We start from the raw sequence: 14,451 nt of genomic DNA on the forward strand, positions 1-14,451 counted from the left end.
CGCTGTGAGATTTTGCAGCGCCGCGAAATGCTTTATGCGCGGCGATGCTTTTGCTGTGCGCCGTAAAATGCGATGTGCCGCGTTTTGGATATGTCTAAGGCGCGGCGATTTATTATGAATTAGCGATTAAGTGGTGTGATTTTTAGTCACTGCATGATCTCGCAAATTTCGTATCTCGCCGCAAATTTGCGGTCTTGCTGCATTATCCTTTAAAATTAAAAATTTTATCTGAGCTTGCTTTTTACCTTAAATTCTGACTTGCCGCTCAAAATCTAAGCGCAGAATTCTAAAACTTTAAAATTTTTCAGCTCTCCTTCTTAAACGCTTACAAGATAAAATTTTGCTGTGGCGTCATATTTTTAATGTGATAAAATTCTATTGCCAAACAGAATCCTAGCTGTGGAATTTTTACAGCTTAGCCTTTATCAATGTTTTTATTTGGCGATACGGCTTGGAATTAGAGCTGAAATTTCATAGCCTCACTCATTAAATTTAACGCGGCTTAATCTAAGCTTTGCTAAATTTCGCCTAAAATCCATGGAAAGGAAAACGATGAAAAATTTAGCTCGTATTTTTTTAATTGCGTTCATTTTGGCGAGTTTTTCTAGCGCTTTTGCCGCTCAGCAAAGCCATAAATCGCCCGCCGCGTTGCAAAACCATAAATATAAAATTTCATCTCAGAATTTACGAGCCAAAGATCATTCGAGCAAAAATATAGCGGCAAGATCCTCTGCCGAGCCGCATGCTAAAAAATCTGCAAATGCTAAAAGCCTTTCAAAATCCAAGCTCACAAAAAATACGCGTGCGTCTAGGAAATCCGCTAAAAATTTCACGCGAAAAAGTGCGAAAAATTTTACTAAAAATCCCGGGCAAAATTTCGCATCGCATTCTGCGAGAAATAAAGCATCTAGGCGCCCGACTAATCAATCAAGCAGCCAGAATGAAGCTAGCAAGAGTCTAGTTGCGACGCTGATGCGTTTGCCAAAGACCCGCATCTATGAGGACGAGGCGCCAAGCGCTCGCGATACGGAGCAAACTTACAGAGGCGCAGATATGCGGAGAAGCGTAAGCGCGCAAACTCACGGAGGCGCGGATGAGCAGACCGGCAAAACCGTAGACGCACAAGCTCGAAAATTAACGACGACTCGAATTGCACAGCCGCAAGCTCGCTACGGCTATAGTGCAACTCGTTCTGGCGCTATGGGGCATACAGCTGCATCTCATTCGAGCGCCACGAAGTATACGGCTCGTAAAAATGCCCGCGCGCCCTATCTTCCCACATCTGCTCGCTCTAGCCGTGCGATAGGGCGCTCTGGCGGTAGCGCGCTTGGTAGGATGCCGTCGCCAAAGCGGGGTAATGCGTTAGGACAAGGTGCTGCGATGCGTTATGATGAGCGTTGGGCGAAGCCCGCTCCACAGCCTTATGAGCCTGCGCCTGAGACTGAGAAAAAGCACGGGCTAATATTTTCGTCGCAGTGGGGCCCCGCCGCGACGAAAAGCAAGTGGCAGCAGCACGAAGCCCCGACGGATGATGCTTCGTCGCGCAATGAGTCGGTGATGGATATGCTGCAGGACAAGATGAGCAGGGTCAAGGTGAATATGGAGCTAGTGCGCTAGCCTAGGCGGCACGCTAGCGCAATTTATATGCATAGGCGGTTTAAATTTTGCTGCCTCTATAAGATCGCGATACTGGCGCGGTGTGCTAAACACGAACGGCTGACGTTTTTTCGGCTTTGCCGCCGTGCGAAACAATGCCCTAATGCTGCAATTAAAGATAGAATGTTCATATTTCATCTACTTGCTTTGAATTTCACGGCTGCATGCCGCGCTGCTAGGATAAACCATACTGCACTCGTTTTGTGCGAGTGAGCGCTGCGACGATACTGCGGTTAAAATTTCGCGGAAATTTCAAAAGCTTAATTTTGTAATTTTACGTCGCAGGACCTCGCTTACCTGCCAAGTTTGCGGAATTTTGCTTGGCTACGTGGTTTATTAAATTTCGCTTGCCATAAAATTTTGTATAGTTTTATTTGCTACCGGAATTTTTAGAATTTTATTAGATGGCGGAATTTTATAGAGCTCTATTCGCTAAAATTTCGCGGCGAAATGAAATTTTTCGTAAGTGCGAAAGCAAAATTTAGTGGGTAAAATCCTGCAGGCGAAATTCTACGGCGGCTAGCGAGTGCGAATTATTAAATTTTAACCCCGTTTTGAATAAAATAGCGCAAAAAATTCTAAAGGCTTAAATTTGAAAAATCGCTATCCGACCCGCCAAATCTCCGTCGGCTCCGTCAAAATCGGCGGCGGCGCGCCCATCTCCGTGCAGTCGATGAGCTTTTCTAAAACGAAGGACGTGGAGGGCACGCTAGAGCAGATAAACCGCCTGTATTTCGCGGGCTGCGACATCGTGCGCTGCGCCGTGCTCGATAAGGCGGACGCGGATGCGCTCGCACAGATCAAAAAAAGCTCGCCGCTTCCCATCGTAGCGGACATCCATTTTAATTTTCGCTTGGCGTTGCAGGTCGCGGAGTTTGTCGATGCCATCCGCATCAATCCCGGCAATATCGGCGGCAAGGAGCGTATTAAAGAGGTCGTGCGCGCATGTAAAGCTCGCAGCCTACCTATCCGCATCGGCGTAAATTTGGGCTCACTCGAGGAGCAGTTCGAGCAAAAGTACGGCCGCAGCGTGGAGGCGATGGTACAAAGCGCGCTGTATAACGCCGCGCTGCTGCAGGATGAGGACTTTAGCGACATCGCGATCTCGCTTAAGACCTCCGACGCGCCGAGCACGGTGGCTGCGTATCGCGCGCTGCGCCCGCTGTGCGAGTATCCTTTTCATCTGGGCGTGACTGAGGCGGGGACGAAATTTCACGCGAGCATCAAGAGCGCGATCGCGCTTGGTACGCTTCTAATGGAGGGGATCGGCGATACGATGCGCGTGAGTATCACGGGCGAGCTTGAGGAGGAGATCCGCGTCGCGCGTGCGATCCTGCAGGACGCGGGCGTGCAAAAAAGCGGCGTCAATATCATTTCGTGCCCTACCTGCGGGCGTTTGCAAAGCGATCTGCTAAGCGCGATCAAAATTGTCGAAGAAAAAACCGCGCATATCAAAACGCCGCTAAATATCAGCGTCATGGGCTGCGTCGTAAATGCGATCGGCGAGGCGAAGGGCGCGGACGTGGCGATCGCGTTCGGCAACGGGCGCGGCATCGTGATGCGCCACGGCGAGGTGGTCGCTAAACTCGATGAGAGCAAGCTTGTGGAGCGGTTTTTGCAAGAGGTCGAGGACGAGGTGCGGGCTCGCGAAGGAGCGTGAGAGCTGCGGAGCGTCTAGCCGGTTAAAGCGGTTAAAAGCCGCTACGGCGCGCGGCTCAGCCTCGCGGCTCGGCGTTTCAGCGCGCTGGACTCACTGCGGTTCGTTTAGGCTCATCAATACAGCGTGTCTTGGCGTAAAATTTTAAAATTTAATTCCGAGGCAGCGCTTTTAAATTTGAGTCTTTGGGAATGCGGCTTGGAATTCCGGATTTAAATTTTAACTCTGGAATTTTGTTTTTAAATTTTGGGTTTGAAATTTTAACTTTGCAATTCGCCGTGAAATTTTATTTTAAAATTTGAGCCTCGCGATTCGGTGCTAAATTTGCGGCGTGAAATTTCGATACGTAAAATTTTAAACCATAGAGCTCAGCGGCGTAAAATTTCAAGGCACGGCGCGGGAGTCGGGCCGCATTAAATTTAGCGTGACGGACGCACCGTTTGCGAAACAGCGAGCGAGCGTTAAATTTAAATGCCGCGGCATTTGGCTCATTGTTTAAGGCATTTGAAAAATTTCAGATCGCGACGCTCGGTTTAAGTTTAGAAAGGTTCGCTCGCCGCAGCTCGGGCGCAAAATTTAATGCCCGAGCCGGGGGCGCTAAATTTTAATAGGCGGGCTTAAAATTTTAAAAAATTCTAAGCCCTAGCGAAATTTCAAGCTCTATGAAATTTCAAAATTTTAAATCCGCCGCGGCAGCCTTTGGGCGCAGCCTTAAATCGCCGCAGTATATGCGGCATAAGAGCGTAGCGGCTTAAAATTGCGTGGCTTTTTGAAGCGCGAAATTTTCAAAGCTGCGATAGTTCTAAGGTCTCGCGACGAGCGTTCAAAGCCGCATCGCTTTTCAAAAGCGCGTACCGGGGCTGTGGATTAAAATTTACGATTTTATAGAGCTTAAAATTTAGACGCGCAAAAGCGCGCGAAACGAGGGGAAGCGATGGCAACGAAGCAGAATGTGCCTGCAAATTTATACGATCTGGATATGGAGCGCGCGATTTTAAGCTCGCTTTTGCAAAACGAGGACGCATACGGCGAGCTGAGCGAGATAATCTCGGTCGGCGATTTTTTCTACAAGCCGCACGCCGACATCTACGAGGCGATCGTCAAATGCTCCTCGCACAACGAGCCGATCGCGCCGAGCTTCGTTAAAAAATGGCTAGCCGAGCGCTACGACGATGGCGCATTTACCGAGGTCGTAGCCACCAGCGGCGTGGTCGATGCCCCAAAATACGCGCTCGAGCTGCGCGAAAAATCGATCAAGCGCTCACTAATCAAGGTCGCGCACGAGATCCCTTCGATGGTAAACGAAGCCGTGCGCAGCAAAGATACCGCCGATAAGATCAGCTCCAAAATTTACGAGCTCATCGACGAGGAGCGTCACGGCGGCATCAAAAAATCGCACGAGATCATCGCCGACGTGGTAGAGGAGCTGAAGCGCCAAAAGGCGCTCGCAGGCTCGGAGCTCGTGGGGCTGGATACCGGCTTTTGCTTCCTAAACGACTGCACGAAGGGGTTGAAACCGGGTGAGCTCATCATCATCGCCGCCCGCCCAGGTATGGGCAAGACCGCCTTTGCGCTAAATTTGATGATGAAAACGCTGCAAAGCGGCAAAGGCGTCGTATTTTTCTCGCTCGAGATGCCCTCCGTGCAGCTGATGTATCGCATACTAAGCGCGCTTAGCTCGATCCCGCTAAGCGACATAATGAGCGCCAAGCTTAGCGACGACGACTGGACGCGCTTCAACGACGCTTGCGACGCGGTGCTGAATATGCCGCTTTTCGTCTATGACAGCGGCTATGTAAACATCCACCAAGTCCGCACCCAGCTGCGCAAACTCAAATCCGCAGACGCCAACATCGAGCTTTGCGTGATCGATTATATCGGACTTATGACGAGCACGAGCAACTACTCCGAGCGCCACCTGCAAATCGCCGAAATTTCGCGCGGGCTCAAGCTTTTGGCGCGCGAGCTAAACATCCCGATCATCGCGCTGTCGCAGCTAAACCGCTCGCTCGAGGCGCGCTCGAACAAACGCCCGATGCTAAGCGATCTACGCGAAAGCGGCGCGATCGAGCAGGACGCCGACATCATACTTTTCGTCTATCGCGACGAGGTTTATAAAGAGCAGATGGAGCGCGAGCGCATTTCGCGGCTGGAGGCCGAGGGCAAGGACGCGGGCGAGCCCGTGTTTAGGCGTAATGACTATCAGGAAAAGGCCGAAATCATCGTCGGCAAAAACCGCTCGGGCGAGGCGGGCAGGACGATCGAGGTTGGCTTTCAGGGCAGATTTACCCGCTTTGTCGATACGAGCTTCGGCGGCGAGCCCAGCGAGAGCGCGATCTTTAACGAAAATGACAATCTCGACTACGTCTCGCAGCTGCAAGATCAGGGCTTTGAGGAGCCAGTTGGGCAGCATCCCGATACAGTGCAGAATTTGCAACAGAATTTAGCGCAAAGCTTTAACGGCGCGGAGAATTTTAACGAAGCGCAAAATAGCGGCGTAAATTTAAATACAAGCTCCGCTAGCGCTCGAAACCCCGGAGTAAATATCGATTTTGACGAGATGCCTAGCTTTGGCCAAAGCGGTGAGCAGGACAGCGAGGAGATAGACGGCGAGTCTAAGCTTAGCGCAGAGCAGGGCTTGGCAGAGGTACAGCGCGCGGCACAGAATGCACTGCAAAAACAAGAATTTGAGGAGCAAAATTTAGATGATACGAGAGCGGGCGGTATCGCACCTGAAATAGATGCGCATAAAAATTTAGCGGGCACTCCACGAGGCGTAAAAGACACATTGCGGGGCACGAAAGGTGCGCGGCAAGGTGCAGAGGGCGCATCGCAAGGCGCAGAGAACACGCAGCAAGAGAATGCTGCGTATTTTGAAAACGGCGATGGCGATGAGCCGCCTTTTGAAGCGCAAGAGGACGAGGCGAAATTTAAACCCGCGCCGCCTTTAAATATCGAAGAGATGGGCATTCCAAAGATCAATGAGGCAAACAGGCTCGATGACGACGACGCGCCGCTGGATCTGTGAAATAGCGCTTAGGCTAGCGCTGATCGTTAGCGTTTTTTGTTTCGCGCTTTACGCGCAGGATTTCAGTGACGCGGGCTTTTGCGCGCTGGCGACGTTTTGGGCTTATGCGCTATTTCGGGTGCTATTTAGCTTTTTTTACGAGGCGAAGCAGCGCGCCAATGCGGCGCTATTTCGCAGCAGCGGGACTTTGATTAAAATTTTTAGAGGCAGGCTCATAAGCGGGGTTTTAGCCTTCGCGGGCGCAGTCCTCTTGAGCGTCACTTTGGCGCTAGGCCTAGCGGATCTGCGCGGCGCGGAGCTATTCGTGACGCTCGCGGCGCTGCCTGCAGCTCTTGCTCTGATGCGCCTGGCGGTGCTGAAGCTCAGTCTAAAAGAGATTAAAAATCCTAGAATTTTATCGCTCAAACTTAGCATTTTGCTGCTCGCCGCGCTTGCCGTAGCGGTAAATTTCGCTATAAATTTAGCCTATTTGCAGCTTGCAGACGCTACGGGTTCAGCCGCACACTCTTTAAATTCCGCGATAAATTTTACTCCGCTTACCCGCACCGTTTCATTCGCCGAAGACTTCGCGAGGAATGACGCTTCCGCACCCGTCGGAAATTTAGCAGCAGATAATTCCGCTAAGAATTCCGCGGCGAACAACGCCGCCATGGTTGTGCGAAATTCCGAGACTGATAATGCCGTCAAGCCCGCGCCAGGTGCTGCCAAAAATCCTACCGCTTCGCCCGCAAATTTTAAAGCGGGCTCCGTCAGGGCGGTGCAGGTCTCGGCTGAAAATTCTAAGGCAGATCCCGCCGCTGCGCCGCAAATCAACGCTAAAAATTCTACGGCAAGCTCCGCCGCAGCGCAAAATTTAAATTTAGCTCCAACTCCCGCCACGCCGAACGCGTCCGCCGATAATTTGGCTGAAAAATCCGCGACAAGCTCCGCATCAATCCCTGAAATTTTTGAAATTTTAAAATCTACCGCGCCGCAAGCGCACTTCAGATCCGCTCTGCTAAATGAAATTTACGCTTTGAAATTTTACAAAAACGCGCTGTTTGATCTGGCGCTGTCGCAGAGCCCTAGCGCGCTAAAAATCGCTCTTTTGTTTCTGATCTGCGCGGGAGATTTCCTCTTTTACTGCGCGATTTTGCATCTTTGCGCCTTCGTGCTTTTTATGCCGCGAGCCACGTCCGCGCCCAAAATAGGGCGCTTTAGCGGCACGATCTTCGCGCTTGCCTACGTCACGCTGTGTTTGATCTGCGCCGCGCAGACGCGCACGGCAGGCAGCGGCTCGGAGAGTGTGTATCCTAAAAGCACGGTCGAGACGGGCGTACAGATCGTGCTGCAAAGCGGCGAACGGCTGATCTTAAGCGCGCGCGAGGCGGATGCGCTAAGAGGCGAGCTAAACGCCACGCGCTTCGCTGCGGAGGCAAATGCCGCATCCGCGCTAAATAGCTACATCGACGCCGTTTACGACGAGGGCGCGAGGCTTAGCGCACAGAAAATGGCCGATTTCAATTACTCGTTTCTGAGCGATTATCTGGTGCTGTGGCACGGCGTGTGGGACGATGACGCGGGGGCGTATCTGAATGAGAAATTTGCGGGCTTCGTAAGTGAAAGCTTCCCGAAAGATTTTGGCGAGAACATCGCTAAAATCGCTGCGGCAAACGTCAAAAATTATGAGAGCTCGCTAAATTTTACGCTCAAAAAATACGGCGCGAAAATCGATCTCAATGTCACGCAGAGCTTCAGCCTAAAAAGCAAGGCGTATCGCGCGAGCGGGACGGGGCTAGGGGCGCTGGGCGGCGTGCTGGGCGCAAAGCTGATAAGCAAGAGCCTCGCTAAAACTGCGGCTAAAACGGGCGCAAAGACTATTACCAAGGCGGGCGCCAGCGCGACTAGCGGTAGTGCGGGGCTCGTGTGCGGCCCGGGCGCGGTGGTATGCGTGCCTGCGTTTGCCGTGGCTACGTGGTTTGGGCTGGATTTTGCGTTTGCCAAGGGCGACGAGGCGCTCAATCGAGAGGAGTTTGAAGCTGCGATCGTGCGCGATATGATGGCGGCGAAAGAGGAGCTAAAGCGCGCGCTGGCGGAGGATTTCAACGCGACGATAGATGAAATTTCGAGTGAAATTTTAAATTTAGACGGGAAGTAGGGCGGCGTATTATGCCCGCGCAACTTAGATCCCTTGCGAGCGAAATTTAGCGGTGGATTATGGAGTTTTCGTGCGTAGCGGGCGGCGAAATTTTAAAATTTCATTTAAGTGTGGGCGGCGGGCGGGATTACGGCGCATTTATCGCGCCGCCGCGCTCCTTAAATTTAAGAGCTAACTAAAAATTTTTAAATATAATCGCCGCTTAAAACAAGGAGTGCTAATGAAAAAATTCTATCTTAAAATTTCGTTATTTACGTTTATAGCGGCATTTGCGGCGATCCCGGCTGCGGCAAAATTGATAAAGTTAGAGGATTTAAAGAACGAAGAACAAAGAGTGCTTTTTAAATCCTGCGATTACGGCGAAGGTAAATATAGCTCATGCAATAAACTCGTTGAAATTTTATCTAAAGAGTGCGAGGATGGTAATATGCGCTCATGTGCTACACAGAGTGAGCTTTTACTATCATTACGCCGAGTAGAGGAAGCTACGAAATATCTGATTAAGCTGTGTGATGCTGATAGTACATATCACTGTTTTATATTGGGTACGCTAATAAATATATATCTAAACGGTAATATGCAAGCAGCAATTAAAAGTCTTGAAAAAGTTTGTAATAGCGATCTTAAAGATAGAGATATAGTTTGCAAAAATATCGAGGAACTGAAAGCCTGCCTAAAAGACAAAGAGTGTAACCCTATAAAAAAAGGTAAAATTATTTTTGAAGGTGTCGAAAGGAAATTGTATGGGGAAAATTAATTTTGTATTTTATTCTATGATATTTTTAGCTTCTATCGTAATGGCTGGCAAGCCTACGGCTGAAGAGGAAAATCTTTATAACGAATGCGATAAAGGAAATGGCAAATATAGTTCGTGTACTAAACTAATAGAAATTTTATCTAAAAAATGCGATGGCGGAGATATGATCGGATGCTCGGATCTTGGTTATATATTAGGTCCTAAGCTTGGTATGCGTGAAGCTTCTATCACTCCTTATGAAAAATCTTGCAAGGCGGGTATTGCGGAGTCTTGTTTTGCTCTTGGAACACAAGACATAGGTTTAAGAGGCAACATTAAAAAGGCTGTTATAAATTACACTACGGCTTGTGAAAAATTTACCGATCAGAAAAAACTATTTAAACTAAGATCTTGCGCGTTGAAGACGGCTTTAGAAAACTGCTTACGAGATGAGGAGGAACACGATCCCGTAAAGTGTGCGCTAGAAGCATTTAAAGAAATAACTGATAAATACAACGCAAATTCAACAAAGGAGTAAAAGATGGCAAATCTGAAGGAGGCAAAGAGCGATAATGAAAGAATTTTATCCCGAGATTTCGACGCTTTTGATCTTAATGATGCCGGTCGCGGCAGAGTGCAATCAAAGTGTAGCCGCTAGTAAAAAGATAAAATTTACGTCGCCTGCCGATCTAAATTTAAATTTATATCATTCGTAAGGATTAAAATGAAAGCACTATTGTTTATACTCGCGTCGGTTCTGTTTTTAAAGGCTGAGAGCGTAAGCAAAATTTATTCTCTAGGGGTGCCTGCATGCGATACTTACGATTTAAATTTTAAGAAATGCAGTAGCGGCGACGGCAAAGCATGCTATTTGGCGGCTTTAATTCTAAATAATAGATCTTGCGCACAAAAAAACGACGATTTGGCATTGGAATTTTTTGAAAAATCATGCAGTTTGGGATATGCCAAAGGCTGCATTTTTATGGGACAAGCGTATTCGCTTACTTCTTTGGACGAAAAACACGCGAAAATCAAGACATATTACGAAAGAGCTTGCGAGCTGGACGCGAAATTTTGCGACGATTACGGGCTTTTATATTTTTACGGCGAGGGCGTAAAAAAGGATGAGCTTGCGGCAAAAGAGTATTTTAAAAAATCCTGCGATGCGGGAAATCCCGCAGGATGCGGGCACTTTGCCACATCGTTAAACAGAGAGAATGAGAATATAAATGAGGTTATGAAATTTTATGAAATCGGCTGCAACGGAGAGCATTACCCTTCGTGCTACGCTTACGGACTGCTGTTGTGGGCTAAAGTAGATAAAAATAAAGGCAAAAATTTTTGCAAGAAGGCTTGCGATAAGGGTAATATAAAGGAAGCGTGCAAATGGGTGCTTGATATGAGCGAGGAGGAGGAAAAGCAAATTTTATATTTGAGGCGGTATTTAAAGCTGGGCTGCAAAGACGGCGACACGCAAATGTGCAAGGATTTAGGAAAAATAGGGAATTAGGGCAGAATTTAAATTCTAAATTGCCCCACTTGCAAGCTCATAAAATTTGGGCTTTAAAATTTAATCTTAATTGGGCTATAATCTTAGAATTAATATTTAAAAAGGAGTTTTTATGCAAACACAAAATAATTTTATAAACCGCGAGCTAAGCTGGCTACGCTTCAATACCCGCGTGCTGGAACAATGCAAAAAGGATATCCCGCTAATTGAAAAATTAAAATTTCTAGCGATTTACAGCACTAATTTAGACGAATTTTATATGATCCGCGTGGCGGGTCTGAAGCAGCTTTTCACCGCCGGCGTTATAACCAGCGGCGATGACGAGATGACGCCTCTTGAGCAGCTACGCGCGATCCGCTCCTATTTAAGAAACGAACAAACCGAGCTTGAGCAGCAGTATTTCGGCATACAAAAGGAGCTTTGCAAAAACGGGCTTTTTATCAAAAGCTACGACGAGCTGCAGCCCGAGCTAAAGCCTGCGGCGGACGAGTTTTTTTTCTCGCAGATAATGCCCGTCATCGTCCCGATCGCAGTCGATGCGACCCATCCCTTCCCGCATCTAAACAATCTCAGCTTCTCCCTCGCAGTCAAGCTCTGCGATGAGGGCGCGTCCGAGTCGGTGCATTTCGGGATGATTAGAATTCCGCGCGTGATCCCGCGCTTCGTGCAGGTCGCGCAAAACACCTACGTGCCGATCGGCACTATCGTAAAGCGCCACGCGGAGGAAATTTTTCCGGGCTACAAGCTCATCAGCTCCGCAGCCTTCCGCGTCACGCGAAACGCAGATATCGTAATCGAGGAGGAGGAAGCGGACGATTTTATGATGATCCTGGAAGCGGGGCTTAAGCTGCGCCGCAAGGGGGCTTTCGTACGGCTTCAGATCGAAAAGGACGCCGATGCCGAGCTTTTAGAATTTCTAAATTCTCATCTTAAAATTTTTTACAAAGATATATATGAATGCGCCGTGCCACTTACGCTGGACGGGCTTTGGGAGATCGCCTCCAATAAGGATTTTTCCTTTCTAGCCCATCCTCAGTATCTGCCAAAGACGCTGCCCCCCTTTAACGAAAACACCTCCGTTATGAGCGCGATGGAGAAGGAGGATATCCTGCTGATCCATCCTTATGAGAGCTTCGATCCGGTGCAAAAACTCATCAAAGAGGCCGCAAAAGATCCAAAGGTCATCTCGATCCGTATGACGCTGTACCGGGTGGAGAAAAACTCCCCGATCGTTCAAAGCCTGATCGAAGCCGCAAGCGACGGCAAGCAGGTAACGGTGATGGTCGAGCTTAAGGCGAGATTTGATGAGGAAAACAACCTGCACTGGGCGAAAGCGCTCGAAGACGCCGGTGCGCACGTGATCTACGGCATCACGGGCTTTAAGGTCCACGCCAAGGTAACGCAGATCATCAAAAAAGAGGACGGCAAGTTAAAATTTTATATCCACCTAGGCACGGGCAACTACAACGGCTCTAGCGCTAAAATTTACACTGACGTGAGCTTTTTTACCTGCGGCGACCGCTTCGACAAGGATACGACGAATTTCTTCCACATCCTCTCGGGCTACAACAAAAACCGCAAGCTGGATAACCTCTCTATGTCGCCGATGCAGATCAAAGAGCGGCTCTTAGCGATGATAAAAAATGAGGAAAAGCAAGGCTCTGCCGGCAGGATCATCGCTAAGATGAACGCTCTTGTCGACGGCGATATGATCAAGGCGCTGTATAAAGCAAGTGCGGCGGGCGTGAAGATCGATCTCATCGTGCGCGGCATCTGCTGCTTGCGCCCGGCGCTAAAGGGCGTTAGCGAAAATATCCGCGTGATCTCGATCGTCGGCAAATACCTGGAGCACGCTAGAATTTTTTATTTCGCGCACGCGCAGCCCAGCCTATACATCGCGAGCGCGGATTGGATGCCGCGAAATTTAGAGCGCAGGCTGGAGCTGATGAGCCCAATTTACAACGAAAATTTGCAAAACAAACTCAAAGAAATTTTAAAACTTCAGCTAAGCGATAACGAGCTCGCATTCGAGCTGCAAAGCAGCGGCGAGTACCGAAAGATCGTGCCGAAAAAGGGCGAAGAGAAAATCGACGATCAGGAATTTTTAGAAATTTATTTCAATAAAATTTATAAAAATATCCGCAAACACGACGAAAGCGGCACGGCGCTAACCAAGCTTTTGAAGGAGAGCTAACGCAGTTCTGTTCGGCTTGTGCCAGGGCTGGCTGTGCACCTAGCCCGCGCGCAAGCCGAGCTTGTAAATGCTAAATGAGGAATTTTACGCCGCAAATGCGCGAGTAGATTTACAGAAATTTCAAAGGGATTAAATGAAAAGATATCTTTATCTAGCCGTTATAGCTATGTTTTGTATGGGCGGAGTCTTTGAAGACGCGGACAAGCTCTATGAGGACGGCGATTATTCTAAAGCGATAAAAATGTGGCAACGCAGCTGCGACGGCGGAGATACGCGAAGTTGCTATAGGCTTGGAAACTTATATCGATTCGGCAGGAACGTCACTCAAAAATATCAAAAAGCGGCGAATTTTTATCAAAAAGCCTGCGATGACGGAGATATGACCGGCTGCTATGAACTTGCAGGACTATACTTCGAAGGCTATGGCGTTAGACAAGATTATCAAAAGGCGGCGAGCCTGCACCAAAAGGCTTGCGACGGCGGTAATATGTTTTCGTGCAATTTGCTTGCAATTTCATACGAATCCGGTATCGGCGTCTCAAGAGACAGGCACAAGGCTATGGTTTTGCGTCAAATGATTTGCGATAACGGTGATGCAGATATGTGCAATAACCTTGCATATTTATATAAAAACAGCGACAAGGTCGAGCAGGACTTGCAAAAGGCGGAGAGCCTATATAAAAAAGCGGCTGTTTTGCACCAAAAGAAAGCTCAAATAAATCAAAAGAAATGCGATGAAGGCGACTTATATGAGTGCCAGCGCCTAGCGGATCTATATATAGACGGCAAGGGCGTAGAGAAGGATTTCAAAAAGGCTGCGGATTTATACCAGAAGGCTTGTGATGGCGGCAGGGCGGCGGCGTGCTTGATTCTGGGAGACTTATACAAAGCAAATAATTACCAAAAAGCAGAAAGCCTATATCAAAGCGGGCTAAATTTGCTTAAAAATACTTGCGAGAGCGGGGATGCGGACTCGTGTAGTTATCTCGGGGATTTATACAAAAATGGATGGCATATTAAACAAGATAGATCCTTAGCAAAAGAATTTTACGGGAAAGCATGCGATTTAGCAGAGCAGATCGGCTGCGACGAATACAAGCAATTAAACGAAGCAGAACTCATCGATGATAAGCACGGCATCGCACCGAGCGCGCCTTAATCCGTGAAGCTTGCATGCTTGCGCGCAAACAAGGCTACGCAATCAGCGAGCTATCAAATTTTTTAGAATTTTAAAATTCTAAATTTTATAAATTATCTTAGGCGCAGCTTCCTAGAAATACTAATTTGCCATGATGCCAGCTATATACTACGGGTAGATAAAATTCCGCTCACTTATGATAAAATTTTAAAATTTCTCAAGTTAAAATCTTAAAATTTACTCACTGTCTCATCGTTTGTATTTCATAAAAATACTTTTAAATTTAAAGTAAAAATTTGTAATTTTAAAAAATGTAAATTTAAGAGATAAAGACGTAAGCCTGGGAATTCTTTAAATTTAATTAAATTTTATAACTATAAATGATAAATAAATTC

At 48.1% G+C, this 14,451-nt stretch carries 10 protein-coding genes; all 10 read left to right on the forward strand.

Annotated elements, in window-relative coordinates; all coding sequences use genetic code 11:
* Positions 1 to 552: 552 nt before the first annotated feature.
* Positions 553 to 1,617, forward strand: a complete 1,065-nt coding sequence (locus tag Q0224_RS03885) for a hypothetical protein (RefSeq protein WP_297949242.1) — start codon at positions 553 to 555, stop codon at positions 1,615 to 1,617.
* Between the two features lie 631 nt (positions 1,618 to 2,248).
* Positions 2,249 to 3,316, forward strand: a complete 1,068-nt coding sequence (gene ispG, locus Q0224_RS03890; protein WP_297949244.1) for a flavodoxin-dependent (E)-4-hydroxy-3-methylbut-2-enyl-diphosphate synthase — start codon at positions 2,249 to 2,251, stop codon at positions 3,314 to 3,316.
* Between the two features lie 931 nt (positions 3,317 to 4,247).
* A complete protein-coding gene (locus Q0224_RS03895) occupies positions 4,248 to 6,341 on the forward strand; it encodes a replicative DNA helicase (protein WP_297949246.1) in 2,094 nt (697 codons plus the stop codon).
* Entirely contained in the window at positions 6,295 to 8,478 is a 2,184-nt protein-coding gene (locus Q0224_RS03900; protein ID WP_297949247.1) for a hypothetical protein, read from the forward strand. The genes Q0224_RS03895 and Q0224_RS03900 overlap by 47 nt, the downstream gene beginning before the upstream one ends.
* A 220-nt stretch (positions 8,479 to 8,698) precedes the next feature.
* Complete coding sequence (locus tag Q0224_RS03905; protein WP_297949249.1) at positions 8,699 to 9,235, forward strand: hypothetical protein; 537 nt, start codon at positions 8,699 to 8,701, stop codon at positions 9,233 to 9,235.
* Positions 9,222 to 9,752, forward strand: coding sequence for a hypothetical protein (locus Q0224_RS03910; RefSeq protein WP_297949251.1), 531 nt, complete (start codon positions 9,222 to 9,224; stop codon positions 9,750 to 9,752). The genes Q0224_RS03905 and Q0224_RS03910 overlap by 14 nt, the downstream gene beginning before the upstream one ends.
* 34 nt (positions 9,753 to 9,786) lie before the next feature.
* The gene (locus Q0224_RS03915; protein ID WP_297949253.1) at positions 9,787 to 9,930 is read left to right on the forward strand and encodes a hypothetical protein; all 144 of its coding nucleotides are present in this window, start codon (positions 9,787 to 9,789) and stop codon (positions 9,928 to 9,930) included.
* An 8-nt stretch (positions 9,931 to 9,938) separates the two neighbouring features.
* Complete coding sequence (locus tag Q0224_RS03920) at positions 9,939 to 10,724, forward strand: tetratricopeptide repeat protein (protein ID WP_297949255.1); 786 nt, start codon at positions 9,939 to 9,941, stop codon at positions 10,722 to 10,724.
* Between the two features lie 112 nt (positions 10,725 to 10,836).
* On the forward strand, positions 10,837 to 12,918 hold the full coding sequence (locus Q0224_RS03925) for an RNA degradosome polyphosphate kinase (protein WP_297949257.1): 2,082 nt from the start codon (positions 10,837 to 10,839) through the stop codon (positions 12,916 to 12,918).
* A gap of 133 nt (positions 12,919 to 13,051) precedes the next feature.
* Complete coding sequence (locus tag Q0224_RS03930; RefSeq protein WP_297949259.1) at positions 13,052 to 14,077, forward strand: SEL1-like repeat protein; 1,026 nt, start codon at positions 13,052 to 13,054, stop codon at positions 14,075 to 14,077.
* The last annotated feature ends 374 nt before the right edge of the window (positions 14,078 to 14,451 follow it).

Source organism: uncultured Campylobacter sp., from assembly GCF_938002845.1.
GTDB lineage: Bacteria > Campylobacterota > Campylobacteria > Campylobacterales > Campylobacteraceae > Campylobacter_B.

Excerpts from the sequence above, each read along its gene's own strand:
- Q0224_RS03885 (WP_297949242.1), top strand. The coding sequence starts at position 553 with ATGAAAAATTTAGCTCGTATTTTTTTAATTGCGTTCATTTTGGCGAGT.
- Q0224_RS03915 (WP_297949253.1), top strand. The coding sequence starts at position 9,787 with ATGAAAGAATTTTATCCCGAGATTTCGACGCTTTTGATCTTAATGATG.
- Q0224_RS03895 (WP_297949246.1), top strand. The coding sequence starts at position 4,248 with ATGGCAACGAAGCAGAATGTGCCTGCAAATTTATACGATCTGGATATG.
- Q0224_RS03930 (WP_297949259.1), top strand. The coding sequence starts at position 13,052 with ATGAAAAGATATCTTTATCTAGCCGTTATAGCTATGTTTTGTATGGGC.
- Q0224_RS03900 (WP_297949247.1), top strand. The coding sequence starts at position 6,295 with ATGAGGCAAACAGGCTCGATGACGACGACGCGCCGCTGGATCTGTGAA.
- Q0224_RS03925 (WP_297949257.1), top strand. The coding sequence starts at position 10,837 with ATGCAAACACAAAATAATTTTATAAACCGCGAGCTAAGCTGGCTACGC.
- Q0224_RS03905 (WP_297949249.1), top strand. The coding sequence starts at position 8,699 with ATGAAAAAATTCTATCTTAAAATTTCGTTATTTACGTTTATAGCGGCA.
- Q0224_RS03920 (WP_297949255.1), top strand. The coding sequence starts at position 9,939 with ATGAAAGCACTATTGTTTATACTCGCGTCGGTTCTGTTTTTAAAGGCT.
- Q0224_RS03910 (WP_297949251.1), top strand. The coding sequence starts at position 9,222 with ATGGGGAAAATTAATTTTGTATTTTATTCTATGATATTTTTAGCTTCT.